This is a genomic window from Streptomyces sp. 6N223 (assembly GCF_052246635.1).
In the GTDB taxonomy this organism is placed as follows: domain Bacteria; phylum Actinomycetota; class Actinomycetes; order Streptomycetales; family Streptomycetaceae; genus Streptomyces.
In genome coordinates this window covers 100,344-123,821 of sequence record NZ_JBQQCA010000003.1, presented here as the reverse complement: position 1 = coordinate 123,821, position 23,478 = coordinate 100,344, and the positions used below count along the sequence as shown (strand labels likewise).

The 23,478-nt window shown below is 71.0% G+C and carries 24 protein-coding genes; 19 read left to right on the top strand and 5 right to left on the bottom strand.

Annotated features, from left to right (window positions below; translation table 11 throughout):
- Nucleotides 1-22 precede the first annotated feature (22 nt).
- The 4 genes from bagC to ACTWQH_RS03525 all read left to right on the top strand — a co-directional run bounded on the left by bagC (nucleotide 23) and on the right by ACTWQH_RS03525 (nucleotide 3,161).
- On the top strand, nucleotides 23-1,129 hold the full coding sequence (gene bagC / locus ACTWQH_RS03540) for a bagremycin/ferroverdin biosynthesis 3,4-AHBA synthase BagC/FevH (protein WP_443284798.1): 1,107 nt from the start codon (nucleotides 23-25) through the stop codon (nucleotides 1,127-1,129).
- Nucleotides 1,129-1,458, top strand: a complete 330-nt coding sequence (locus tag ACTWQH_RS03535; protein WP_443284797.1) for an SAV_915 family protein — start codon at nucleotides 1,129-1,131, stop codon at nucleotides 1,456-1,458. Before bagC ends, ACTWQH_RS03535 begins: the two co-directional genes overlap by 1 nt.
- Nucleotides 1,459-1,576: 118 nt before the next feature.
- The gene (bagY, locus tag ACTWQH_RS03530) at nucleotides 1,577-2,671 is read left to right on the top strand and encodes a LuxR family transcriptional regulator BagY/FevT (protein WP_443284796.1); all 1,095 of its coding nucleotides are present in this window, start codon (nucleotides 1,577-1,579) and stop codon (nucleotides 2,669-2,671) included.
- A 121-nt stretch (nucleotides 2,672-2,792) separates the two neighbouring features.
- On the top strand, nucleotides 2,793-3,161 hold the full coding sequence (locus ACTWQH_RS03525) for a peptidase inhibitor family I36 protein (protein WP_443284795.1): 369 nt from the start codon (nucleotides 2,793-2,795) through the stop codon (nucleotides 3,159-3,161).
- 119 nt (nucleotides 3,162-3,280) lie between these two features.
- Here the strand turns inward: ACTWQH_RS03525 and ACTWQH_RS03520 are convergent, their stop codons facing one another.
- Nucleotides 3,281-4,300 carry a LacI family DNA-binding transcriptional regulator gene (locus ACTWQH_RS03520; RefSeq protein WP_443284794.1) on the bottom strand — a complete coding sequence of 340 codons (1,020 nt, stop codon included), beginning with the start codon at nucleotides 4,298-4,300 and terminating at the stop codon, nucleotides 3,281-3,283.
- A 502-nt stretch (nucleotides 4,301-4,802) separates the two neighbouring features.
- On the opposite strand from ACTWQH_RS03520, the gene ACTWQH_RS03515 reads away from it, so the two are divergent.
- The 10 genes from ACTWQH_RS03515 to rpsR all read left to right on the top strand — a co-directional run bounded on the left by ACTWQH_RS03515 (nucleotide 4,803) and on the right by rpsR (nucleotide 14,727).
- Nucleotides 4,803-5,918 (top strand): non-reducing end alpha-L-arabinofuranosidase family hydrolase, encoded by a 1,116-nt coding sequence (locus ACTWQH_RS03515; protein ID WP_443284793.1) that lies wholly within the window; start codon nucleotides 4,803-4,805, stop codon nucleotides 5,916-5,918.
- A gap of 37 nt (nucleotides 5,919-5,955) precedes the next feature.
- On the top strand, nucleotides 5,956-6,891 hold the full coding sequence (locus tag ACTWQH_RS03510; protein WP_443284792.1) for an alpha/beta hydrolase family protein: 936 nt from the start codon (nucleotides 5,956-5,958) through the stop codon (nucleotides 6,889-6,891).
- Between the two features lie 227 nt (nucleotides 6,892-7,118).
- Entirely contained in the window at nucleotides 7,119-8,741 is a 1,623-nt protein-coding gene (locus ACTWQH_RS03505; RefSeq protein ID WP_443284791.1) for a glycoside hydrolase family 43 protein, read from the top strand.
- Between the two features lie 220 nt (nucleotides 8,742-8,961).
- Nucleotides 8,962-10,527 (top strand): Y4yA family PLP-dependent enzyme, encoded by a 1,566-nt coding sequence (locus tag ACTWQH_RS03500; protein ID WP_443284790.1) that lies wholly within the window; start codon nucleotides 8,962-8,964, stop codon nucleotides 10,525-10,527.
- Nucleotides 10,524-11,852, top strand: coding sequence for a pyridoxal-phosphate dependent enzyme (locus tag ACTWQH_RS03495; RefSeq protein ID WP_443284789.1), 1,329 nt, complete (start codon nucleotides 10,524-10,526; stop codon nucleotides 11,850-11,852). Before ACTWQH_RS03500 ends, ACTWQH_RS03495 begins: the two co-directional genes overlap by 4 nt.
- Nucleotides 11,853-11,855: 3 nt before the next feature.
- Entirely contained in the window at nucleotides 11,856-13,100 is a 1,245-nt protein-coding gene (locus tag ACTWQH_RS03490; protein WP_443284788.1) for an aminotransferase class V-fold PLP-dependent enzyme, read from the top strand.
- A gap of 33 nt (nucleotides 13,101-13,133) precedes the next feature.
- Nucleotides 13,134-13,907, top strand: a complete 774-nt coding sequence (locus ACTWQH_RS03485) for a class I SAM-dependent methyltransferase (RefSeq protein WP_443284787.1) — start codon at nucleotides 13,134-13,136, stop codon at nucleotides 13,905-13,907.
- A gap of 52 nt (nucleotides 13,908-13,959) precedes the next feature.
- Complete coding sequence (gene rpmG / locus ACTWQH_RS03480; protein ID WP_093841089.1) at nucleotides 13,960-14,124, top strand: 50S ribosomal protein L33; 165 nt, start codon at nucleotides 13,960-13,962, stop codon at nucleotides 14,122-14,124.
- 8 nt (nucleotides 14,125-14,132) lie between these two features.
- On the top strand, nucleotides 14,133-14,414 hold the full coding sequence (locus ACTWQH_RS03475; RefSeq protein WP_443284786.1) for a type B 50S ribosomal protein L31: 282 nt from the start codon (nucleotides 14,133-14,135) through the stop codon (nucleotides 14,412-14,414).
- 79 nt (nucleotides 14,415-14,493) lie between these two features.
- The gene (rpsR, locus tag ACTWQH_RS03470) at nucleotides 14,494-14,727 is read left to right on the top strand and encodes a 30S ribosomal protein S18 (RefSeq protein WP_443284785.1); all 234 of its coding nucleotides are present in this window, start codon (nucleotides 14,494-14,496) and stop codon (nucleotides 14,725-14,727) included.
- A gap of 8 nt (nucleotides 14,728-14,735) precedes the next feature.
- On the opposite strand, the gene ACTWQH_RS03465 is transcribed toward rpsR, so the two are convergent.
- Nucleotides 14,736-15,275, bottom strand: coding sequence for an ATP-binding cassette domain-containing protein (locus ACTWQH_RS03465; protein WP_443284784.1), 540 nt, complete (start codon nucleotides 15,273-15,275; stop codon nucleotides 14,736-14,738).
- 65 nt (nucleotides 15,276-15,340) lie between these two features.
- On the opposite strand from ACTWQH_RS03465, the gene ACTWQH_RS03460 reads away from it, so the two are divergent.
- Together ACTWQH_RS03460 and ACTWQH_RS03455 are read left to right on the top strand one after the other, a co-directional pair.
- Entirely contained in the window at nucleotides 15,341-15,667 is a 327-nt protein-coding gene (locus tag ACTWQH_RS03460) for an ATP-binding cassette domain-containing protein (protein ID WP_443284783.1), read from the top strand.
- Between the two features lie 36 nt (nucleotides 15,668-15,703).
- On the top strand, nucleotides 15,704-16,342 hold the full coding sequence (locus ACTWQH_RS03455; protein ID WP_443284782.1) for a TetR/AcrR family transcriptional regulator: 639 nt from the start codon (nucleotides 15,704-15,706) through the stop codon (nucleotides 16,340-16,342).
- Nucleotides 16,343-16,545: 203 nt separating this feature from the next.
- Here ACTWQH_RS03455 and ACTWQH_RS03450 read toward each other — a convergent pair whose 3' ends face one another.
- Both ACTWQH_RS03450 and ACTWQH_RS03445 read right to left on the bottom strand, forming a co-directional pair.
- Complete coding sequence (locus ACTWQH_RS03450) at nucleotides 16,546-16,689, bottom strand: hypothetical protein (RefSeq protein ID WP_443284781.1); 144 nt, start codon at nucleotides 16,687-16,689, stop codon at nucleotides 16,546-16,548.
- A 342-nt stretch (nucleotides 16,690-17,031) separates the two neighbouring features.
- Nucleotides 17,032-17,970, bottom strand: a complete 939-nt coding sequence (locus ACTWQH_RS03445) for an RNA polymerase sigma-70 factor (protein WP_443284780.1) — start codon at nucleotides 17,968-17,970, stop codon at nucleotides 17,032-17,034.
- 175 nt (nucleotides 17,971-18,145) lie between these two features.
- On the opposite strand from ACTWQH_RS03445, the gene ACTWQH_RS03440 reads away from it, so the two are divergent.
- The 3 genes from ACTWQH_RS03440 to ACTWQH_RS03430 all read left to right on the top strand — a co-directional run bounded on the left by ACTWQH_RS03440 (nucleotide 18,146) and on the right by ACTWQH_RS03430 (nucleotide 20,383).
- Complete coding sequence (locus tag ACTWQH_RS03440) at nucleotides 18,146-18,700, top strand: carboxymuconolactone decarboxylase family protein (RefSeq protein ID WP_443284779.1); 555 nt, start codon at nucleotides 18,146-18,148, stop codon at nucleotides 18,698-18,700.
- A gap of 11 nt (nucleotides 18,701-18,711) precedes the next feature.
- Nucleotides 18,712-19,197 carry a carboxymuconolactone decarboxylase family protein gene (locus ACTWQH_RS03435; protein WP_443284778.1) on the top strand — a complete coding sequence of 162 codons (486 nt, stop codon included), beginning with the start codon at nucleotides 18,712-18,714 and terminating at the stop codon, nucleotides 19,195-19,197.
- 241 nt (nucleotides 19,198-19,438) lie between these two features.
- Nucleotides 19,439-20,383 carry a C45 family autoproteolytic acyltransferase/hydolase gene (locus ACTWQH_RS03430; protein WP_443284777.1) on the top strand — a complete coding sequence of 315 codons (945 nt, stop codon included), beginning with the start codon at nucleotides 19,439-19,441 and terminating at the stop codon, nucleotides 20,381-20,383.
- 292 nt (nucleotides 20,384-20,675) lie between these two features.
- Here ACTWQH_RS03430 and ACTWQH_RS03425 read toward each other — a convergent pair whose 3' ends face one another.
- Complete coding sequence (locus ACTWQH_RS03425) at nucleotides 20,676-23,444, bottom strand: hypothetical protein (protein ID WP_443284776.1); 2,769 nt, start codon at nucleotides 23,442-23,444, stop codon at nucleotides 20,676-20,678.
- Between the last annotated feature and the right edge of the window lie 34 nt (nucleotides 23,445-23,478).

Here is a 23,478-nt window from a genome sequence, read left to right as displayed (position 1 = left end):
GAACCTCTAGGAGCCCTACACCATGAAGCTCAGTTGGCTGGACATCCGCAACCTCGGCGAGGCCAAGAACGCCATCGTCCAGGAGGCGCTGCATCACCGGCTCGACGGCATCGTCGCCGACGACGCTGCCGACCTCGCGGGCCTGCCCCCGACCGTCACCAAGGTGCTGTTCCCCCGAGGCCGCCCGCTGCCCGAGGACTTCGGCGAGGCGACCGTGGTCATCGTTGACCCCGCGTCCCACGGAGTGACCCCCGCCGAGCTGTCGCTCGCCCACCCGGAGCTGGAGTTCGGGCGGTTCGTGGAGATCATCGACGCGCCGACGCTGGAGGACGCCTGCCAGTCGGCGCGCACCGAGCGGTGGAGCCTGCTGCTGTTCCGCGACCCCACCAAGATTCCGCTGGAGATCGTCATCGCGGCCTCCACCGGATCCCAGGGCAGCCTGATCACGGTGGCGGCCGACGTCGAGGAGGCCGAGATCATCTTCGGGGTGCTGGAACTCGGCTCCGACGGCGTCATGATGGCGCCGCGGAAGGTCGGCGACGCGGCGGCCCTGAAGGCCGTGGTGGAGGCCGAGACGCCGGACCTGAACCTGGTTACGCTCGAGGTCGTCACCACCGAGCACGTCGGCATGGGCGAGCGAGCCTGCGTGGACACCTGCACCTACTTCCGCAAGGACGAGGGCATCCTGGTCGGGTCGCACTCCAAGGGCATGGTCCTGTGCGTCAGCGAGACGCATCCGCTGCCGTACATGCCGACCCGCCCGTTCCGGGTGAACGCCGGCGCCATCCACTCCTACACGCTGTCCCAGAACGGCCGCACCAACTACCTCAGCGAGCTGAAGGCCGGCAGCAAGGTCGTGGCCGCCGACGTCGAGGGCCGCACCCGGCTCGTCACCGTCGGCCGGGTCAAGATCGAGACCCGGCCGCTGATCTCGGTGAACGCCGTCTCCCCGGACGGCCGCGAGGTCAACCTGATCCTGCAGGACGACTGGCACGTGCGGGTGCTCGGCCCGGGCGGCGCGGTGCTCAACAGCACCGAGCTCAAGCCGGGCGACAAGGTGCTCGGGTACCTGCCGACCGAGGACCGTCACGTCGGCTACCCGCTCGACGAGTTCTGCCTCGAGACGTAGTGGACGGGCTCCTGTTCGTCCCGGCACGCGGGAACGCCCTCGGCGCGTTCTCCGTCCGGACGGCCCGGCCGGGCGCCGGGCAGGACCGGGTCGGCCTCGCCTTCACCAGCGAGGAACGGCTCCACGCGGCGCTCGGCGGCACCCAGCGGTGGATCCGGCTGTCCAGGCCGGCCCTCATGGCGCTGCTGCGGCCGCTGGGCATCGAGGACATCCGGCTCGACCCGCTCTATGTCGGGCCGGAGGTGCCGGCGGTGGTCCTGCCCGACGAACGGCCCGTCCTGACCGGAGTGTGGCGGCACGCGCAGTGGCTGCCGGACGAGGTGTGGTGACGGCGGGTCTGATGACGGCCGAAGGACGGGATCGGTTCGGATTGTCGTACGGTGGAGTGTGGTTCTGAGCAGAAGAGGTTGCGACATCCGCAGGTGACCCGGAACGGAGTGCCGGAACATGCTCACTGTCATCGGCCGCGAAGAACTCATCTCACGGGCCACCCGCGCCGAGACGCCGCAGACGATGTTCGCCACACTCGCGACACACCTGCGCAGGGCAGTCCCGTATGACGCGGCCGTCTGGCGTGCCACGGACCCGGAGACCGGGATGATGACGTCGCCGATCCTCACGGAGAACATCGAGGAAGGCAGTTGCGCACTCTACTGGGAGTACGAGCTGTTCACGGAGCGGATCAACCTGTTCCGCGACCTCGCGCGGGCGCCGGTGCCGGTGGCGGGCCTGTGGGAGAGCACCGGTGGTGAGCCGAGCCACAGCTCTCTCTACAACGGCTTCCTGGCGCCGCGCGGGGTGCACGACGAGTTACGGGCGGTCCTGCGGGTGGACGGGCGGCCGCACGGCTTCGTCAGCCTCTTCCGCACCAAGGGCAGGGCCCCTTTCAGCACCGCCGAGCGCAGGTTCATCGAGGGCCTGGCCACGCCGATCGCCCGCAGGCTGAGGTCGTACGCCAAACAGCCCTCCCATCAGACCGCCGACGGCCTGATCGGCACCGGGCTCCTGCTCTTCGACCCCGGTGGCGCCCTCATCTCGGCCAACGACGACGCGCGGCGTTATCTGGAGGAGATGCCCGAGGGCCCCACCGCGGTCACCGCGCTCGGCATCCGCATCCCGCTGTGGGTGCACGGCACCGCGATGCGGGCCAGGGCGATCGCGGAGGAACGCGAGCACGGCACCGCGCGCATCAGGATGCGCAGCCGGACGGGGCGCTGGCTGGTGTGCCACGCCACCTGCCTGCGCGAAGCCAGCGGGATGCTGGGCGTTGCCGCGGTAGTGATCGAACGCGCCCCGATCTCCGACGTCACGCCGCTCATCGTGCAGGCCTACGAACTGTCCGAACGGGAGCTGGAGGTCACGCAGTGCGTGGCGCGCGGCCTGTCCACCCGCCGGATCGCCGGCGAACTCCATCTGTCGCCGCACACGGTACGTGACCACATCAAGGCGATCTTCGAGAAGCTCGGCGTGTCCAGCCGGGGCGAGCTGGTGGGCAAGCTGTTCACCGAGTACTACGAGTCGCTCGACCCGGGCCTTTCCTGATCGCCGGCGTTCTTTCTCATGGCGGGCAAGAGCCCTGGACATGTGGCTGTCCGTCGGGTCAACTCCCAGAGAACCCGTACTCGTTGGAGGAGCAATGTCCTTACGCACGCACAGGCGTTCCGTGGGTCTTCTCGTTGCCGGAGCCGTCTCGCTCGCGTCGGCCCTGGTGGCCGTCGCCGCCGGACCCGTCGCCGCGTCGGCGCCCGCCCCGGCCGAGTGCACGGGGGTCAGGTCGCTCTGTCTCTTCGAGGGAACCGACTTCACCGGCGAACTGCTCACGCTCAACACCCCGGATGAGGCGGGGGAGTGCGTCAACTTCGCCGACCACGGCTGGACCGGGCGCGTGGTCTCGGCGATCAACACGCACACCACGGACGCCGCCCTCTTCGCGAACGACGACTGCGTCGGCGACCCGTTTGGTGTGCCCGGCGGCGGCCAGATCCGCGACCTGGGCAGCTTCTCGCCGCGCAGTGCCTGGATCGCCCACTGACCCCCGGTTCTCGATGAGGACGCGGACGCCCCGGGGCGGAGGCGCGTTCGGGCTCGGCCTCGCGGCGCCGCGACGAACGACTACGGCCACTCGGGCGCCGGCGGGCTACCGGCCGCCGCTCAGCCGCGGGGTGGGGCGGTGCTGCGGCGGATGATGAGTTCGGTGGCGAGTTCGACGCGGTTGTGTGGCGGTTCCTTGCCGCGGGCTATGGACATGACCATGGTTGCGGCGGCGGTTGCCATCTGGCTGAGTGGTTGGCGGATGGTGGTCAGGGGCGGGATGGTCCAGGGCGCCGGGGGGAGGTCGTCGAAGCCGATGACGCTGAGGTCGTCGGGGATGCGTAGCCCGGCTTCGGCGGCGGCTTGGTAGACGCCGAGGGCTTCGCCGTCGTTGCAGGCGAAGACGGCGGTGGGCGGGTGGGGGAGGGTGAGGAGTTCGCGGGTGTGGGTCAGGCCGTCGGCGATCTGGAAGTCGCCGGTGCGGATGAGTGCGGGGTCGAGGGGGACGTCGGCCATGTCCATGGCGGCTCGGTAGCCGTCCAGCCGGGCGCGGCTGGCGAGGGCGTGGGGTGGGCCGGTGATGACGGCGATGCGGCGGTGGCCGAGGCCGAGGAGGTGGCGGGTGGCGGTCAGGCCGCCGCTCCAGTTGTTCGCGCCGACCGACGGGGCCTCGTGGCCGGGCTCGCCGGACGGGTCGAGGAGGACGAACGGGATGCCGCGGCTGCGCAGTTGGTGGCTCTGGTCGTCGGTGGGGCCGGAGAAGACGGAGATGACGCCGGTCGGGCGGCGGGCGAGAATCTCCTCGACCCAGCCACTGCCGGGGGTCTGACCCCCTTGCAGTTCGCTGAGGACCACGGCGAGCCGGCCCTCGCGCGCCACCCGTTGGACGCCGTTGAAGATCTCGATCCCGTACGGCCCGCGCAGCTCGTGGAAGACCAGCTCCAGCAGCGCCGCCGGGCGGGTGGCCTTCTTCCGCCGCCGGTAGCCGTGCCGGCGTATGAAGCCCTCCACCCGCTCGCGGGTCTCGGAGGAGACGTCGGTGCGCCCGTTGACCACCTTGGAGACCGTGGTGGCGGAGACCCCCGCGCGCTCGGCGATCTGCGCGATGGTCAGCGGCTCGGTTCCGTCGCGAGAAGGCATCGTCGCAGTGTAACGCCGTGACGACCGATCGATTCGGGCACGAGTCAGCCTCGCCTATGCCGGTATCGCGAGAGCTGGCGACTCCTCTGCGGGGTCCGGTCGTGACACAACCCGCTGCTTCTCCGAAAAGAACACGATCTCGGCGAGGCAAGCCAGGATTGATCTGACGAAAGGTGTGCGATGCTCGACTCTCGTCGACCACGCGGCGACCGAGCCTCCTGGTTTACTTTCGCCGCATGATGCGAAAGTAAACGTGCCAGGGGTATTGACGTCGTCCGCTGGCGGCCTATGATCCGTGGTGTCTGACGGTCCGGTCACAGTTCGAAACTCCGAACTACGCCTGGCCGTCGCGGTTTGTGCCCGCCCCACAGGCCACACGACTGTACGCGCACCATCCCTTTTGTTCCGGTGAGGCTCCCCACGTTCGCCACACCACCGGACGCCGTGGACTGGCGATGTTCGTGTGGGCGAGCCCTCCGGCCGAGCCGCCATGGAGCTTCCTGTGATCACTTCGGCACTCAGACCCCGTCCCCGCCGTTTCCGTAAGGCCCTTGCCGCCGCGGCCGCTCTGGCCGGCGTGGTGGTGGCGTTGTGCGCCGCCCCGGCCTCGGGCGGGCAGGCCACCGACGCCACCGACGCCACCGAGGCCACCGCCGCGCAGCAGCAGTTGCCCAGCAGCTACCAGTGGTCCTCCAGCGGTCCGCTGATCGGCCCTCACATCAACGGCGCCGTCTCCGTCAAGGACCCGTCCGTGGTCCAGGACGACAACGGCACCTGGCACGTGCTCATGACGCACGCCAGCACCTCCGGTGACTGGAGCCTGGCGCAGACCAGCTTCGACGACTGGTCCCAGGCCGACGCCGCCCCGCAGACCAACCTGGAGACTTCCTCCGGCGTCGGCACCGGCTACCGCGCCGCGCCGAACGTCTTCTACTTCGAGCCCACCGGTGAGTGGTACCTGGTCTACCAGACCGGCCTGCCCACGTACTCCACCACCACCGACATCAGCGACCCCACCAGCTGGTCGGCTCCCCGCAACTTCCAGGACAGCGTCCCGGAGATCGTCCAGCAGAACATCGGCAACGGCTACTGGCTGGACTTCCACGTCATCTGCGACGACACCATGTGCTACCTGTTCTCCGCCGACGACAACGGCCACCTCTACCGTGCCGAGACCACCGTCGAGGAGTTTCCCAACGGCTTCGACAACACCCAGATCGCCCTCCAGGACGGCAACCGCAACAACCTCTTCGAGGGTCCGGCCGTCTACCAGGTCGGCGACACCGGCACCTACCTGCTGCTGATGGAGGCCATCGGCTCGGGCGGGCGCTACTACCGCGCCTTCACCTCCGACAGCATCGACGGCCAGTGGCAGCCCCTGACGGGCATGGAGTCCGCCCCGTTCGCCGGCGCCCGCAACGTGAGCTACCCCAACGGGGACTGGACCAACGACGTCAGTCACGGCGAGCTGATCCGCAGCGGCAACGACCAGACCATGACCATCGACCCCTGCAACCTCCAGTTCCTCTACCAGGGCGTCGACCCCTCGGCCAACGTCGAGTACTCGCAGTTGCCGTACCGCCTCGGCCTGCTGAACGCGACCACCCCCACCTGCTGACCCCGGCTCCGCACTCACCCCACACAAGGAGTCACCCATGCCGATAAGACGGCGTACCGTTCTGGGCTCCATCCTGGGCCTGAGCGCTGCCGGTGCAGCGGGCGCGGGGGCGTCCCTGCTCGGCGCCTCCACCGTCCGGGCCTCAACCCGGCGACAGGCGCCGGCCCAGCCCTTCGCCATCGGCGTTCGCGAGTACCGGTGGAGCCGCGGCAACCGCCAGCTGGTCACCCGGATCTTCTACCCCACCCCCGGCACCCCGGGCGGTGAGCCGGTCCGCGACGCCCCCATCGCCGACGGCGTCTTCCCCGTCGTCGAGTTCAGCCACGGTCTCGGCGGCAACCCGGAGAGCTACGCGCCGCTGGTCCGCCCCCTGGCCGAGGCCGGCTTTGTCGTGCCCGCGCCGGTCTTCCCCACCACCTCCTCCGGTACCGAGGGCAACGTTCAGGACGTCTACAACGGCAACCAGTCGATGGACGTCTCCGAGGTCATCACCCAGACCCTGGCGCTGAACGACGCTTCGGGCGACCCGTTCGCCGGCCACATCGACACCGCCACCGGCGTCGGCGTGGCCGGGCACTCGCTGGGCGGCATGACCACCCACGGCCTGCTGACGGCATGGCCGGACGAGCGGATCGCCGCTGCCGTGCCGTTCGCCTGCGTGGACATGGGCAACCCCGACGGCACGGTCACCGCAAACGTGCTGTTCGTCCACGGCGACCAGGACACCCTCACCCAGTACTCCTCCGCCCGCACCGCGTACGAGGAACTGCCCGCGCCCAAGGCGTTCCTCACCCACCTCGGTGCCGCACACGACGAGTACATCTGGAGCGGCTACAACCACACCCAGACCGTCGCCACCTACGTGGACTGGATGCGGTGGAGCCTGTACGGCGACGCCGACGCCCGTGACCGTCTCCAAGCGGACGCCACCTCCGGTACGACCACCACCAGTTGGGAGGCCGTCCTGGAATAGCGGGATCCGGCGGCCGATCCCGGCGCGGTCGCGCAGGGCGGCGACCCCCAGCCGGTCGCTACGCCGGCGAGCCGCGCCGGCACGGCATCGGCGCCTCCCAGGGCCAGCCTGACAGCCATCCAGTCCCCCCGCGGCTGGCCCTGGGGCGGCGCGCCGCCCGTGCCCACCCAGGGCTCGCCCCCACTCGCCCCCACTCGCCCTGCTCGATCGAAGGAGACTGATCTCGCATGTCCCGTCCCCGTCACGTCCCCAGCCGCCGACGAGTGCTGGCGACCACCGCCGGCCTGATCGCGGGCGCCGCGGTGCCCGTGACCGGCACCGCACTGGCCCGCGCGGCAGGGGGCACCGCCGCAAGGCAGCAGGAGCAGTTCACCAACCCCGTCCTCTGGCAGGACTTCGCCGACGTCGACATCATCCGCGTCGGCGACACCTTCTACTACACCGCCTCGACGATGCACTACTCGCCGGGCGCGCCCATCCTCCGCTCCTACGACCTGGCCAACTGGGAGTTCGCCGGCCACGCGGTGCCGGTGCTGGACTTCGGCTCCAAGTACGACCTCGACGGCGGACAGGCCTACATCGACGGGATCTGGGCCTCCTCGCTGGGCTACCGGCCCAGCGACAGCACCTTCTACTGGGTCGGCCAGATCGATTTCTCCCAGACGCACGTATATACGGCCTCGGCGGTCGAGGGCCCCTGGAGCAGGCACGCGACGATCCCCAGCGTCTACTACGACGCCGGTCTGCTCTTCGACGAGGACGACACCCCGTACGTCGCCTACGGCAATACCACCATCAGCGTGGCCCAGCTCTCCGCCGACGCGACCAGCCAGGTCAGCGCCCAGGAGGTGTTCAGCACGCCCTCGGACATCGGCACCCTGGAAGGCTCCCGCTTCTACAAGATCAACGGGAACTACTACATCTTCCTGACCCGCCCCGCCAACGGCCAGTACATCCTCAAGTCGTCCTCGCCCTTCGGGCCGTACGAGCTGCGCGAGCTGCTCCTGGACCTGCCAGGGCCGATCGAGGGCGGCGGCGTGCCCCACCAGGGCGGCCTCGTGGACACCCCGGACGGCGACTGGTACTACATGGCGTTCGTCGATGCCTACCCCGGCGGCCGGGTCCCCGCCCTGGCGCCGATCACCTGGACCTCGGACGGCTGGCCCGAGCTCCAGCTCGTGGGCGGCGCCTGGGGAGAGTCGTACCCCTATCCGCTCCCCCCGGTCGAGGTGGAACCGATGATCGGAGTCGACACGTTCGAGGGGACGGAGCTGGCGCCGAAGTGGGAGTGGAATCACAACCCCGACACCACGGCGTTCGAGGTCGGCGCCGGACTCACCCTGCGGACCGCCACTGTCACCGACGACCTCTACGCCGCGCGCAACACCCTCACCCACCGCATCCAGGGCCCCACCTCCACCGCCACGATCGAGCTCGACATCTCCGCGATGAGCGATGGTGACCGGGCCGGGCTGGCCCTGCTGCGGGACTCCTCCGCCTGGATCGGCGTCACGCGCGAGGGCGGCGCCTCGCGCGTGGTCATGGTCGACGGCCTGACCATGGACGGCGACTGGAACACCACCGGCACCGGCACCGAACGGGACGCCGCCGACTTCTCGGGCGACAAGATCTGGCTGCGCGCCAACGCGGACATCCGTCCCGGCTCACCCCGCCCGGGCCGCTTCTCCTACAGCACCGACGGCACCACCTTCACCGCCCTCGGCCCCGACTTCTCGATGCACAACGACTGGCCCTTCTTCATGGGCTACCGCTACGCCATCTTCAACCACGCCACCCAGGCCCTCGGCGGCTCCGTCACCGTCGCACGCTTCGAGCTGGCAACGCCGTAGCGCGTCCGGCATGCCCCCATGCGTCGTCGGCGGGAGGACGCCGACGACGGCCTGGCCGGCACGGTCGCAGGGGGTCGCGGCCGTGCCGGCCGGCAGCCGCAGGTTCGAGGCGGCCAATGATCGGGATGACCACTGACCGGCCCTTCCCGAGCCGGGCGTGAACGTGCATCTGGTGGGAAATGCTTATGTCTGACCGACTGTTCGAGTCAGCGTAGGGACCATGTCCGGTGCTCCCGGCCACGGAGCCCCGCGACGGGCGGTGCGCGGGGAGGGAGCCGTGGTGGGTGCGCCCCTGTATCTGGAGCCGCGGCTGGAGCCACCGCTCCGCTCACTGCTGGAGTCGGCGTCGTTTCTCCACTCCCTCGTCGACGCGTTGGGATCACCGCTCAACGTGGTGCTGCCGGAGGCGATCGCCGAGAACGCCGAGCGCTTCCGCGCCATCTACCGCACGCACCGTCTCGGCGGCCGCCTGTTCTTCGCTCACAAGGCGAACCAGTCCAGCGCCCTGGTGCGACGGCTGGCGGCGACGGACGCGGGGATCGACGTGGCGTCGCTGGGCGAGCTGCGGCATGCCCTGGGCGCCGGGTTCACCCCGGACCGGATCATGGCCACCGGGCCGAAGGATCCGGAGTTCCTGTGGCTTGCCGCGCGTGCCGGGGTGACCGTCAACGTCGACTCACATGCCGAGCTGGAGGACCTGGCGGCGCTGGTCAGCACGTACGGGCTGCCCCGGGTCCGGATTCTGCTGCGGCTGTCGGCGTTCGAGGCGTCCGGCGTCCGGATCCTCTCCCGGCGCAGCCGCTTCGGCTCGCCGGTGCGTGAGGTGAACTCCCTGCTGGACGCGGTCGAGCGGTTCGGGAAGGCCGTGGAGCTGATCGGCGTCGCGTACCACCTCGACACGACCAGCCTCGCCGAGAAGGCCGTGGCCCTGGAGGCCTGCGTCAGGGTCATGGACGAGTGCCAGGCCCGGGGGCTGGGGGCGCGCGTCATCGACATCGGCGGCGGCTTCGGGGCGAGCTACGTCGCCGACGCCGGCCAGTGGGAGCGCTACACCACCGAGCTGGCGAACGCCGTGCTGGGCACGCGCCCCGCGCTGACCTGGCGCGGCCACGGTTACGGCCTGTGGAACGAGGGCGGCACCCTGCGCGGGACGCAGACGCTGTATCCGGCGCACCGCTCGGCCGCCGGCGCCGCGTATCTCGACGAGCTCCTCTCGCTCCCCGGCCCGACGCTGGGCCGCCCGCTGGGCACGCTGCTGCTGGAGCACCTGTACGAGCTGTACGCCGAGCCCGGGCGGTCGCTGGTGGACCAGTGCGGCCTCTCGCTGGCCACGGTCGTGGACGTGCGCCGCACGGAGGACGGCGACCACCTGGTGCGCCTGGGCATGAACGCCGGCGACGTCAGCCTGGAGGAGCACGGCGTTCTCGTCGATCCCGTCCTCGTCCCCCGCGGCGGAGCGGGCGGTGCGGGCGGTGCGGGCGGTGCGGCCGGTGCGGGCGGCGCGGAGGACGAGGGACCGGTCGGCGTCTACCTCGTCGGGAACCTGTGCCTGGAGGCCGACCTGATCACCCGGAGGATGGTCTTCCTGCCCCGGCTGCCCCGCCCCGGCGACCTGATGGCCTTCGCGAACACCGCCGGGTACTGCATGGACTTCCACGCCCACCACGCCCAGCGCCAGCCCCTCGCCCGCACGGTCGCCGCCGTGCGGGACGGCGGGTCCTGGCAGTGGTGCGTGGACGAACGGTACTGGCCGGTCACGCTCCCCGGGGGTCAGACACAGAGATGAAGTACGACAGCATCACCGAGGCCATTGGCAACACGCCGCTGGTGCGCCTCGATCCGGCCGTTCACGGCCTGCGGAACATCGACCTGTACGCCAAGCTGGAGATGCTCAACCCCTTCGGCTCGGTCAAGGACCGGGCCGCCTGGAACATGGTGCGGCCGGGGCTGGCCGCCGCCGCCGAGCGCGGCGCGCAGATCGTGGAGCTGTCGAGCGGAAACACCGCCAAGGCCCTGGCCGTCCTCGCCGGGATGCACGGGCTGGCGTTCAAGAGCGTCACCAACCGGATGCGGATTCCGGAGATCAAGGAGCTGCTCCTGCTGCTGGGCGCGGAGATCGAGGAGCTGCCCGGCCAGAGCGAGTGCCTGGACCCGACCGACACGGACGACCCGCTGACCCGGTTCCACCGCGCCCTGACCGAGGACGGCAGCCGGTACCTGCACACCGACCAGTACTACAACCCGCGCAACACCGAGGCCCACCTGGCGGGCACGGGACCGGAGATCGTCAAGGACCTCGACGGCCGGGCGCCGGACTGGTTCATCGCCTGCGTCGGCACGGCCGGCTCCTCCACGGGCGTCGCCCGGGTGCTGCGCGAGCACGATCCGGACGTGCGCGTGGTGGGCCTGGTGGCCCAGGCGTCGGACTTCATCCCGGGGATCCGCACCCTGGAAGAGGTGCACCACGTCGGCCTGTTCGACCCCGGCACCTACGACACGATCGAGTCGGTCAGCGCCGACGAGGCCATCGACGGCATGCTGACGCTGATCCGCCGCTGCGGGCTGCTCGCCGGGCCGACCGGCGGAGCCGCCTACCTCGGCGCGGTGCGCCACCTGCGGGCGTTCGACGCGGAGCTGACGGAGCGTTCGGAGCGCGCGTCAGCCGTCTTCATCGTCTGCGACCGGGTGGAGAGCTACCTGAGCTACATACGCCGGCGGCGGCCGGAGCTTCTCGGCCGCCCGCCCCAGCGGAACTCCGTGGCCACCGTGACCGAGGCCGAGACGCGGTCGGCCACGGTCATCGACGTCCCGCACGCCCAGCGATGGATCGAGCGGGAGCAGCCGCTGGTGATCGACCTGCGCGGGCCGCACGCGTACGCCGCGCTGCACATCGACGGCTCGGTCAACATCGTCGACGAGCTCTTCGAGGAGCTGGTGCGCGGCGGGCTGCCGTTCAGCAGGCGGCGGCCGGTGCTGCTGGCGTGCCCGGTCGGCGAGAAGTCCGCCCGGTACGCCGCGCTGCTGACCCGCATGGGCCACCCGGACGTGCGCAGCCTCGCCGGCGGCATCGTCGCCTGGCGGGACGCGGGGGCGCCCCTGGTGCGGGACTGACCGATGGCCACCCCGATATCGGACCCGACGTCCCACCCGAGGTCCGACCCGACGTCCGAGGCGGCGGAGCTGCGAGCGTGGCAGGGGCCGCTGCGCGCCGAGTTCCCCATCATCACCGGCCACCCCGAGCTGACCTTCCTGGACAGCGCCGCCACCTCGCAGAAGCCGCGGGCCGTGCTGGACGCCGTCCACACCTACCTCACCACGAGCAACGCCAACGCGGGGCGCGGCGCCTACCCGTGGGCCAACCGGACGACGGCCCTGGTGGAGCGCACCCGAGCCCGGATCAAGGCGTTCGTCGGCGACCGGGCGCCGGAGCGCTCCACCGTCCACTTCGTCAGCGGGACCACCGAGGGCCTGCGGGCCGTCTCCCTCGACTGGCTCACCACCTGGCTCGCCGACGGTGACGAGATCATCGTCCCCTTCGCCGACCACCAGGCGAACCTCTCGCCCTGGCTGGAGGCCCAGCGGCTGCTGGAGCGCCAGGGCATCGGCATCCACGTTCGCGCCCTTCCCTGCCAGGCGTCCTCGGGTGACTACGACTACGCGGCGCTGGCCGGGATGGCCGGCCCGCGCACCCGCTTCGTCGCGGCCACGCACATCCACCACGTCTACGGCGCGGACATGAACATCCACCGGCTGCGCGAGGCGGTCGGGCACGAGACGCCGATCTGCCTGGACGCCGCCCAGAGCATCGGCCACCTGCCGGTGTCGGTGGCCGACCTCGACGTGGACTTCGTGGTCTTCTCCGGCCACAAGGCGCTGGCCCTGCCGGGCTCGGGCGCCGTGTGGGCCCGCGGCGAGCGCGGCCCGGCGTTCAGCCCCGGCGGCTGGAGCGGAACGCCGAACACCGCGGGCATCGCCAGCCTGGAGGCGGCCCTCGACTGGCTGGACGCCGCGGGCACGGACCGGATCGCGCGGTGGACCCGGGCCCTGACGGCACAGCTGACCGACGGACTGCGCCGGCTGACGCCCTATGAGGTCCGCGGCTGCCAACGCAGCCTGCCCGCCGAGTCGACGGTGCAGCGCCGCCACGGCATCGTGACCTTCCGCCACCGCGAGATCCCCTCCGACGACCTCGGCTTCATCCTGTTCAGCCACGGCTTCATGGTGCGGGCCGACAGCCTCTGCCAGGCCGGCGTGGACGGGACCGACGAGAAGGGCGGCTCGGTGCGCGTCAGCCTCCACGTCTACAACACCCCCGAGGAGATCGAGCGGCTGCTGTCGGTCCTCGCCACGCTGGGCTAATGGGAACCATTTCCATCAGGGTAGAGTCGGGCCATGGGTGTGAGCATGGCGACGGCGGGGCTCTGGGTGGAACGCTGGGAACGCCAGCAGCAGCGGTACGCCATCGACCGCGAGGAACGGTTCACCGTGATCGCCGATGTGATCGAACACGTGACGGCCGGCCGGCCGAGGCCGCTGATCGTCGATCTCGGCTGCGGCCCGGGATCCCTCGCCGCACGGCTGTCCGCGCGGCTGCCCCGCGCGGACATCGTGGCCGTGGACATGGACCCGCTGCTTCTGGAGCTCGGCCGGACCCACCACGCGGACGCGGCGCGGTTCGTGGACGCCGTGATCGGCACGGACGGCTGGACCGCGCACCTGGGCGTCGACCGTCCCCTGGACGCGGCCGTCTCCACGACCGCGCTGCACTACCTCGCGGAACCGGCGCTGCGGCGGACCTACCGCCAGCTCGCCACGCTGCTGCGCCCCGGCGGCGCCCTGGTCAACGGCGACCATCTGCCGCCGGACGGCGCGCCGTTCTCCGAGATCGCCGCCCATGTGGGACGGCGCCGGGCGGAACGCTCCCGCGCCCATCGCCACGAGGACTGGGCGTCCTGGTGGGCGGCGGCGGCCCAGGACCCGGAACTGGCCGACATGTTCGCCGAGCGGCAGCGCCGCCTGCTGGCGTGCGGCGGCGACGCCGACGGCGGCCGTGACAACCACCTGACGCTCTCCCGCCACATCGCGCTCCTGCGGGAGGCGGGCTTCGCCCACGTCGGCCCGGTCTGGCAGTTCGGCAACAGCCACGTCCTCGTCGCGATCCGCTAGGGCGGCACGCGGCGGCTATCGTTAATGAAAATCGTTGTCGTATGCTGTGGGCATGGCACGCAACGAACTCCGGCCGGTGATCAGGCTCCGCTCCACCGCGGGCACCGGCTACACCTACGTCACCCGCAAGAACCGCCGCAACGACCCCGACCGCATGGTCCTGCGCAAGTACGACCCCGTGGTGCGGCGGCACGTCGACTTCCGTGAGGAGCGCTGAGGCAGACGATGAAGCCCGGCATCCATCCGGCGTACGGCCCGGTCGTCTTCCGGGACCGGGCGGCCGGTTTCGCGTTCCTCACGCGCTCCACAGCCACGAGCGACAAGAGCATCGAGTGGGAGGACGGCAACACCTACCCCGTCATCGACGTGGAGATCTCCTCCGCCAGTCACCCCTTCTACACGGGCCAGACCCGGGTGGTCGACACCGCCGGGCGCGTGGAGCGGTTCCGGCGCCGCTACGGCGGTGGCGCCGCGCGCCACGGCCGGCCCACCTCCGATCCCGCCTGATCCGGCCTGATCCGGCCTGATCCGGCCTGATCCGGCCCCGCGACCGTCTCATCCCGCCATCCACCCGGAAGGACCGCCCATGGCCCGCCGCACCGCACCCCGCGAGCCGCGCAAGAACAAGCCGAACCCCCTGACCGCCGCCGGCATCACCTACATCGACTACAAGGACACCGAGCTGCTGCGGAAGTTCATCTCCGACCGGGGCAAGATCCGCAGCCGCCGGGTCACCCGCGTCACCGTCCAGCAGCAGCGGCAGCTCGCCGCCGCCATCAAGAACGCCCGCGAGATGGCCCTGCTGCCCTACCCCCGCTGAACCGGTCCTCAGAGGCGCAGGCGGTCGTCGGCGAGATAGCGCGTCACGTGGCGGCTGTGGGTGATCAGTACCAGGCCGAGGCCATCGGCGGTGGCGAGGTCGGCGAGGAGGTCGAGGATCTCCACCGCGGTCACGGAGTCGAGGGCCGCGGTGACCTCGTCGCAGATCAGCAGGCGGGGGCGGGCGGCCAGCGCGCGGGCCAGGGCGACGCGTTGGCGTTCGCCGCCGGAGAGCTCGCCCGGCATGCGGGTGGCGTGGTCGGCGGGGAGGCGGACGCGTTTCAGCAGCTGGGTGACCTCGGCGGCCAGTCCGTCGCGGTCGCGGATGCCGTGGAAGAGGCGCAGCGGGCGGGAGAGTGCGGTGCGCACGTCCTGCCGTGGGTGGAGGGCGCCGGCCGGGTCCTGGGCGACGAGTTGGATGGCGGCGCGTTCGTCCCGGGTGCGGGCCCGGACGTCGGGGGTGAGGGTGGCCGAGCCGAGACGGATGGTGCCGTGGGTGGGGTGGTGGAGGCCGGCGAGGCAGCGGCCGGCGTGGGCGTCGAGGGACACGTCGCGGAGGATGTCGGGGCCGCCCGGGTGGCGCGCCGTCAGGTCGCGGGCGGTGAGGAGGGGGAGTGGCGACCAGCGGCAGCAGCTCGCGGCCCAGCAGCCAGGCGCGGGACTCGCCACGCAGCCTCACCGCGCTCGTCGGCCCCTCAGGCTTCGGCAAGACCACCGTCACCCGCCTCCTGACGCGCTACGCCGATCCCGGCAGCGGCACCGTACGCATCGGTGGCGTCGACCTGCGCACCGCGGACCCGGCCGGGATCTACCGCCACATCTCGGTGGTCTTCCAGGACGGCGATGTGGCGGGCCCAGACCCTCGCCCGCCGCTGGCGCGTCCCCGCCTCCCAGGCGGTTGGCCGACCAGCGTGACACGGCGCGCCGCCATGCGACACTGACCACGCGCCACGCACCCGACCCGACACGACGAGGCGATGACCAGCTCACCGCGACCGACCGCCCGCCGCGCGCGGCGACCGCTGGACCGGCCGACGATCGTCGCCCAGGCGCTGCGCCTGGTCCGGACCGAAGGGCTGACCGCCGTGACCATGCGGCGCCTGGCCCAGGAGGTCGGCACCGCCCCGATGTCCCTCTACCGCCACATCCAGGACCGCCACGCCCTGCTGGTCGCCATGCTCGACGAGGTCGCAGGGGGCGTCGCGGCACCGCCACCGTCCGGCGACCCACGCTCGGAGATCACCGCGATCTTCACCGCCATCCACGACGCCCTGCGCCGCGACCCCTGGGCGGTGCGCCTCATCGTCAGCCAGCGCCCGGCCGGCCCGTCGATCCTCCCCCTCCTCGAACGCGTCTTCGCTGCCCTCCGCGCCGCCGGGCTCACCCCTCGCGACTCGATGGTGGCCTACGGCCTGCTGTGGCAGTACACCGCCGGGGAACTCCTCCACACTCACCCCGAGACCACCGACAACTCCGCCGCCGACATGACACGCGAGGCCCCGGCCGAGACCTGTCCCAACCTGGCCGAGGCCATGTCCGCCTTCGCCTCCGGCCCTCCGGGCGACTGGTTCCACGAAAACCTCCAACGCCTCCTCGACGGCCTGCTCAAGCCCTGAGGCGACCGGGGGGTGCCGGTGAGGCCGAGGCGCAGGTGTTCGACCCCAGGCGGCGGCGTTGACGGCCGCTCCAGCTGTCCAGCGTCCTCACCAGCACCATGCCCAGGCCGAAGGCGAACGCGAAGAACACGCCGATCACCGTGTCCTCCCGCAGCCGCCGGCGCTGCGGGACGATGAGGAGCCGGACGTTCCGCCGACGCCGCTCAGTAGCGGGGCAGGGTGGGGATGGCCTTCTGGGCGAGGTCGATGAGGGCCTGGACCTTGGGCAGGTCGGCTGTGATCTCTTCGGAGGTGACGGCCGGTGCTTCGGAGAAGCGGTATGCGACCTCGTTGCGGCGGGCGCGCATGCCTCACGGCTACGCCATGGGGGTGACGCGCGCTGGTGACACGAAAGCGGCTGTCCGGCGGCCGGGATGTTCGCGCGTCAGCATCCTGCCGAGAAACAGCAGCTCATCCGGGAGGGGATCACGGGTACCACAGCCAATACCCTGATGCCCTCGTCGCCTGAGGCCACACACGATGCTCCGTCGTCCATGACCGAGAACGCCCCCGTGCGGCCCTTCCTCCGCGTCCTGACGACTCTGTGGCTGGCCGGGACGGGGCAGGTCACTCGTGCCGCCTCACCACGGAGCGGGTCGACCGTCACACCAACCGGATCTCCTGGCCCAGCCATGCGCTCAGGCGCGGGTTCAGCGGCGCAGGGCGGTCTCCTGCTCGACGCGCGACAACTTCTCAGGGTTGCGCACGAAGTACAGCCCGGTGATCATGCTGTCCTCGGTCCGCACCGCCAGGACCCCCTCGATCTCTCCGCCAATCCGGATGATCAGCGCCGGGTGGCCGTTGACCTGCGCCGATTGCAGCGATGCGGAGCCTGCGATCCTTCCCAGCCCTACCGTGAGCAGGTCGGTGACCAGGTCGGCGCCCACCACGGGTGACAGCGCGGCCTGGACGACTCCACCGCCGTCGCTCAAGAAGACGACGTCCGGGGCGAGCAGGTCGAGCAGACTCTGCAGATCGCCTGTCTCGACGGCTCGTCGGAACGCCAGCAGGGCCACGCGGTTCTCGGCCTGGGAAACGGTCCCGCGTGGTCGCCGCACGGCGACATGGCTCCGCGCCCGGTGTGCGATCTGCCGGACCGTGACCGGGTTCTTGCCGACGGCTTCGGCGATCTCGTCGTATTCCAGGGCGAACACCTCCCGTAGGACGAACACCGCGCGCTCGGTCGGCGTCAGCGTCTCGAGCACCAGCAGCATCGCCATCGAGACGCCCTCGGCCAGTTCGACATCCTCGGCCACATCGGGCGCGGTCAGCAGCGGCTCGGGCAACCATGGGCCGACGTAGGTCTCCTTGCGCCGGCGAAGCGAACGCAGGCGGCCCAGCGCCTGGCGGGTGGTGATCCGGACCAGGTACGCGCGCTGATCGCGCACGGTGTCGGGATCGACGCCGACCCACCGCAGCCAGGTCTCCTGCAGGACGTCCTCGGCGTCGGCGGCCGAGCCGAGCATCTCGTAGGCGACGGTGAACAGCAGGTTGCGGTGGGCGACGAAGGTCTCGGTGGCGCGATCCACACGGTCCCCATCGGCGGAGAGCCCGGTGGTTCCCACGGTTCGGTCGCTGCGCTCGCTCATCGCCGGTTCCCATCCGTTCTGGATCTTCCTAGTACCGCACACAAGATGCCGGTCCCGACCGCTTCGTGACACCCGATGTCGGTGACATAGGTCACACCGCCGCACTGTCACGCCGCACGGGTCGCCGGCATCTCCTGTTCGACTTCGACCAACGACGACGTGCAAGGAGCGCACCATGACCGCTCGATTGAATCTGCTCGGCAACCCCACCGGGAGCACCGCCAAGGCCGCCGCCCACTTCGGCGCGGCGAGCAAGACGATCCTCCAGGAGTCGAGCCTGCCTGCCGCGACCCAGAAGCTGGTGCTGCTGCGGGCCAGCCAGATCAACGGCGACGGCTACGCCACCGACGTGTGGAGCAAGAACGCCGCACATGCCGGGGAGACCGCCACCCGCATCAACCTGGTCGCCGCCTGGCGCGAGTCCACGGTCTTCACCGACGCCGAGCGCGCGGCGCTGGCCCTCACCGAGCAGGGCACCCGCACCGCCGACGCGGCCTGCGGCGTCACCGACGACGCCTGGGCGAACGCCGCCAAGCACTACGGCCAGGACCAGCTGTCCGACCTGGTGATGCTCATCGCCCTCATCAACGCGACCAACCGCATGGGCGTCATCGTCCGGCAGCGCGGCGGTGACTACGAGCCAGGGCCGTCTCGGCTAGCCGGCGGCCGGCGTCCGCGATCCCTCATACGCCGTGCGGAAGATCCGCGAGGTACCAGAACCCACGAGTGAGGACACACACCATGGAACCCCGATTCAACCTGCTGGCCAACGACCTCGGCGCCAAGATCGCCAAGCGGATCTACAACGTCGCTCTGGCGATCGCCGACTCGCCGCTGCCCCAGGCCACCCAGAACCTGGTGATGCTGCGCGCCAGCCAGATCAACGGCTGCGGCTTCTGCGTCGACTACCACGCCAAGGACGCCGCGGCAGCCGGCGAAACCGCGGTCCGCGTCAACCTGGTCGCCGCCTGGCGGGAGTCCACGGTCTTCACCGACGCCGAGCGCGCGGCGCTGGCCCTCACCGAGGAGGGCACCCGGATCGCCGACGCCCACCAGGGGGTCTCGGACGAGACCTGGAACCGAGTACGCGAGCACTACGACGACGATCAGATTGCCGCGCTGGTCTCCCTGATCGCCATGATCAACGCCAACAACCGGCTCAACGTGATCGTCCGCAACCCCGGAGGCTCCTACCAGCCCGGCCAGTTCGCCGGCATGGCCAGCTGACCAGCAGGCCGACCGCCGCCGGCCCGGGATCATCCACCCCGGGCCGTGCGCGGTGACGATCTCCCGCACCTGATGCCACCACCGGTGCCCAGACACCGAGGGATGGAATCGGCCACGCTCATTCAGCGGCTTCATCAGATCCAGCGCCTGGCCGTCGCCGATCGCGGCCACCTGGTGAATACCTGCCCAATTGGCTAGGTTGCCCTCGCCTCGTCCGATTCTCACAGGGGGAGTGGCAGCCATGCGGCAACAGCACATGACCTTCCAGGCGATCGAGGTCGGCGACGGCGGCGACGGGCGGTGGGCCGCCTACGCCCGGGCCCTGTGGCAGGAGATGGAGGGCCTGCTGACCGAGGAGGGCAGGACTCCGGAGGGCGCGGATCGTGTTCGGGCGCTGTTCCATGCGCACATGCCGGAACTGGTCCCGGTTCTGGACCGCCTGGCCGGCCAACTCGACCGGCCCGAGGCGGAAGTCCTCCTCACCCACGCGGCACTGCGGCCGTTCTCCCCGTCCTGCACCCAGATCGGCCAGAACGGCACTCTGCTGCGCAACTATGACTTACGGCCTGATCAGTGCGAGGGGACCATCGTCTCCTCCTGCTTCCTGCGCCCCGTGATCGGGATGCAGGACGTGCTGTGGGGCTTGCTGGACGGGATGAACGACGCCGGTCTCGCGGTCTCGCTCACCTGGGGCGGACGTTCCGTCTACGGACGTGGCTTCGCCATTCTCATCGTGGTGCGCTACCTGCTGGAGACCTGCGACACCGTCGATGAGGCGGTCGGCAGGCTGCGGTCCCTGCCGGTCGCCGTCCCCCAGAACCTCACCCTTGTCGATCCCGCGAAGGCGGTGACGGTGTTCGTGGGGCCGGACATGTCGCCGACGGTGGCGCCGGATGCCTGCGCCGCCAATCACCAGCACCTGCCGGTGACCGACGAGCAGGAGCGGGCCATGCGGACGCAGGAGCGGCTGCGCGCCATTCGCGCCGCGGGCGCGGACGTGGCGGCGATGCTGAAGCCGCCGCTGTATCGATCCGTCGACGAGCAGGGGTCGAGAACGCTCTACACAGCCCGCTACCGGCCCGTCGAGGGCCGTGTGACGTACTACTGGCCCGGTGAGTCCTGGCAACAGTCCTTCGGTGACTTCGCACCCGGATCCCGCACCGTGACCTTGGGCCGGGCCAGCTGAGAGGCCTTCCGGACTCCGGCTCACCCCTGCACGAAGATCGTGCAGGAACGTGATGTCACCCGCCGCCGACAGGCCCTCCCCCGGCCGGTCAGCTGCTTGACGCGGATGTCGCGGAAGGACACCGTGTCGTCCTGGCCGTGGTTCTGGAGGCCGATGTGGCCGTCGGTGAGGCTGCGGGCGGGGTCGGTGTTGGCCCTTTGCGGGAATGAGGATCGACTATCGACGATCGAGGGCGAAAGTGGCCGCCCGGCGGCGGTGGCGGTGGCCGCCGGGCGGGCACGGGGCCACTGGGCTACGAGGCGGCCGTCTCGAAGGCGCCCGCCGTCACCGGTGCGATGGTCACCGCGTCGATGTTCGGGGCGAAGGCCTCCGGCTGGTCGTTGCCGAAGGTGAGGGCGCCGTCGGCGGTGGACAGGGTCACACTGACCGAGCGTTCCCAGAAGCTGTCCCAGTGGTGGTTGTTGCGGAACATCCCCTCGCCCGCGTACCCCTCGGCACCGGCCTCGGAGATCTGCAGGCCACGGTCGACGACCTGCGGGTTGTAGGGATGGTCGCCCGACAGCTCCGCGTTGGCGTAGCGCACGACGACGGTGTAGCGGCCCGGCTCGTCGAAGCCGTCCCGGCGGGCGATCTCCAGGGTGTTGGCGGCCTCGGCCGTGTCGTTGCCGAGGGAGCCGACGAAGGCGCCGCCCGAGGCGTTGGTGCCCGAGCCGTCCGGCAGCGTCGTGACCTCGGCCGCGCCGTGCGGCGTGCCGTCCTCGGCCTCCACGGTGACGGCGGCCGAGCCGTCGGCCTGCTCGTTACGGGTGGTGGTGAGGGCCGCGAGGTTGAGGCCGCTGCCCGAGCTGATCGCGAGCTCGTTGATGCCCTCGGAGAGGTACACGCGGGCGGTCGAGGTCCACGACCCCGCCCGGGGCGCCTGGAAGGACCCGGCCGCCACCCCGTTCACGCTCAGCTCGCCGCTCGTCGCCGCTGAGCTGACGTAGTCGAGGGCGACGTCGTGATAGCCCGACTCCCACGCGGTCGCGTACAGCTTCGCGCCCTGCCCGTCCCCGGCGATCCGCGCGGTTCCGGCCGTCTCGCCGCTGCCGTTGCCGTTGCCGAACGCCAGCTGGGCGCCGCCCTCCAGCCGCATGGTGCTGGCGGGGTAGACGGTCGGCTCCCCGCCCGTGACGTCCGCGAGGACGTACTTGTCGAGGGTGATGTCGCTGCCCGGCAACGCGGTGGTGCCGTCGCGGCTCGCGCGGAGCGACAGCTGGTGCTCGCCGGCCGGCAGCTCGATCTCCGCCTCGGCACTGCCCCGGTAGATCCACTTGCCGCGCGTGCTCGCGAGGTCGGCGGAGTACTGCACGATCCCGCCGAACTCGCCGTCCACGAACAGGGCGTGGCGGCCGGGCGCCGGGGCGGAGCCGATGACCTGGAGGCGGTACGTGCCATCGCGGGGCACGTCGACCGTGAACTCCGAGCGCGAGCCTGCCTGGTTGAAGTCGGCCACGTCCGCGTCGCCCGACGCCTGGAACTCCTGCTCGCCGGCGTTCCGCACGCTCGCCTGCGTCAGCGCCGTGCTCTCGGCCTCGACGGTGGTGCTCCAGGCCTGGCCGTCCAGGGTCGCGGCGACGTCGCGCGCCTGGCGTGGGGTGATGAGGACCTGGTAGGCGGAGTCCTCATCACGGGTGGGGAGGGTGAGGTCGGCCAGCGTGCCGTCGGCGGCCAGCTGCACGCCCTCCTGGGCATGGACCAGCCGTGGCGTGCCCTGGATGCCCTCCTGCCCCGTCAGGGAGATCTCCCGGACCTCGATGTCGACGCTGCTGCCGAACAGCGCGGGGTCGAGGCCGCCGACGTCGAGCGTCACGTCGGCGTTGGTGCCGCCGTAGAGGATGCTCGCCTTGCGGCTGGCCTCGTCGATGGCGCCGATGCCCCGGAGTGAGGTGGGGTCGTCGGGGTTCGGCGGCGTCACCTGGACGGTCTGGGAGCCCTCGGCCGCGAGGTCGCCGTAGAGCTTGAAGAGCCACCAGCCGCCGTTGGCGCCGTTGGCACGGGCCATGTTGTCGGAGAAGTTCCCGGCGTAGTTCCAGTAGGCGGTCTGGGCGTCGACCTTCTCCTCCTCGAAGGCCGCGAACCACCTCACGATGCTGCCGGGCGAGCTCATGTTCTGCAGCGTGCCCCACTCGCTGATGGTGATGGGGAGATCCACGTCCGCGCCGAGGTGCTCGTCCTCCAGCGCGCGGTACTCGCGGACGTGGGTGTAGAACGGGTCGGGGCTGGTGCCGCCGAGCTCGTGCCAGATGTAGGTGTCCGGCAGGACGTCGTTCGCGGCGGCGAACGCCAGGAAGTCCGCCTCGCGCTGCCGGTCGGCGGGCTCGGCCGAGCCGTACCAGCGGGAGTGGCCGGGGCCGCCGACGCGGGGCTCGACGGCGTCGCCGAAGACCTCGTCGTAGATCTCGTGGACCAGGCCGTACACCGCGGTCCAGTCGGCGAAGAATCGGTCCTTCATCGCGGGCCAGTCCTGGTACCAGATGCCGTCGGGCTCGTTGAAGAGGACGAAGAGGTACTCGCCGGGGTGGTCGGAGGTGGTGGCGATCCGGGTGACCGTGTAGCGCACGACCTCCAGGTAGTCCCAGGTGCCGTTGCCGCCTTGCGTCCAGGAGCCGTCGGACTGGTCGTAGGTCCTCTCGTCCGCCGGGCGGACGCCCTCGTGGTAGGGCCAGTCCGGGTAGAAGTCCTGGAGGTAGACGGCCAGTTCGCGGCCGTGCTGGTTGAAGAAGCCGTCCTCCAGGTCGAGCACGTCGCCGCTCGGGTGCTGCAGGCCCTCGGGCGGCTTCTGCGAGGAGTTGGTGATGTGCGCGCCGTCGACGACAGCCTGGGTCGGGGAGCCGTCGTCGCCGAAGCCGTAGAGCGTGCCGCTGGCGCCGCCGCGGAACGCCCCGGTGGGGGTGGCGAAGTCGACGGCGAGGACGTCGGGCGCCTGTGCCGTGGCCTGGGGAGGCACGAGCATCAGCCCCGCCGTGGTGGCCGCGGCCGTGGTCGCTGCAACGGCCAGCCGTCTCAGGGATTTCCTCATCGAAATCGTCCCAACGTGTGCGAGTGGATGGGCG

Coding starts and splice junctions, on each gene's coding strand:
- bagC (WP_443284798.1), top strand. CDS start 23: ATGAAGCTCAGTTGGCTGGACATCCGCAACCTCGGCGAGGCCAAGAAC.
- bagY (WP_443284796.1), top strand. CDS start 1,577: ATGCTCACTGTCATCGGCCGCGAAGAACTCATCTCACGGGCCACCCGC.
- ACTWQH_RS03520 (WP_443284794.1), bottom strand. CDS start 4,300: ATGCCTTCTCGCGACGGAACCGAGCCGCTGACCATCGCGCAGATCGCC.
- ACTWQH_RS03510 (WP_443284792.1), top strand. CDS start 5,956: ATGCCGATAAGACGGCGTACCGTTCTGGGCTCCATCCTGGGCCTGAGC.
- ACTWQH_RS03505 (WP_443284791.1), top strand. CDS start 7,119: ATGTCCCGTCCCCGTCACGTCCCCAGCCGCCGACGAGTGCTGGCGACC.
- ACTWQH_RS03500 (WP_443284790.1), top strand. CDS start 8,962: ATGTCCGGTGCTCCCGGCCACGGAGCCCCGCGACGGGCGGTGCGCGGG.
- ACTWQH_RS03495 (WP_443284789.1), top strand. CDS start 10,524: ATGAAGTACGACAGCATCACCGAGGCCATTGGCAACACGCCGCTGGTG.
- ACTWQH_RS03490 (WP_443284788.1), top strand. CDS start 11,856: ATGGCCACCCCGATATCGGACCCGACGTCCCACCCGAGGTCCGACCCG.
- ACTWQH_RS03485 (WP_443284787.1), top strand. CDS start 13,134: ATGGGTGTGAGCATGGCGACGGCGGGGCTCTGGGTGGAACGCTGGGAA.
- rpmG (WP_093841089.1), top strand. CDS start 13,960: ATGGCACGCAACGAACTCCGGCCGGTGATCAGGCTCCGCTCCACCGCG.
- ACTWQH_RS03475 (WP_443284786.1), top strand. CDS start 14,133: ATGAAGCCCGGCATCCATCCGGCGTACGGCCCGGTCGTCTTCCGGGAC.
- rpsR (WP_443284785.1), top strand. CDS start 14,494: ATGGCCCGCCGCACCGCACCCCGCGAGCCGCGCAAGAACAAGCCGAAC.
- ACTWQH_RS03455 (WP_443284782.1), top strand. CDS start 15,704: ATGACCAGCTCACCGCGACCGACCGCCCGCCGCGCGCGGCGACCGCTG.
- ACTWQH_RS03450 (WP_443284781.1), bottom strand. CDS start 16,689: ATGCGCGCCCGCCGCAACGAGGTCGCATACCGCTTCTCCGAAGCACCG.
- ACTWQH_RS03445 (WP_443284780.1), bottom strand. CDS start 17,970: ATGAGCGAGCGCAGCGACCGAACCGTGGGAACCACCGGGCTCTCCGCC.
- ACTWQH_RS03440 (WP_443284779.1), top strand. CDS start 18,146: ATGACCGCTCGATTGAATCTGCTCGGCAACCCCACCGGGAGCACCGCC.
- ACTWQH_RS03435 (WP_443284778.1), top strand. CDS start 18,712: ATGGAACCCCGATTCAACCTGCTGGCCAACGACCTCGGCGCCAAGATC.
- ACTWQH_RS03430 (WP_443284777.1), top strand. CDS start 19,439: ATGCGGCAACAGCACATGACCTTCCAGGCGATCGAGGTCGGCGACGGC.
- ACTWQH_RS03425 (WP_443284776.1), bottom strand. CDS start 23,444: ATGAGGAAATCCCTGAGACGGCTGGCCGTTGCAGCGACCACGGCCGCG.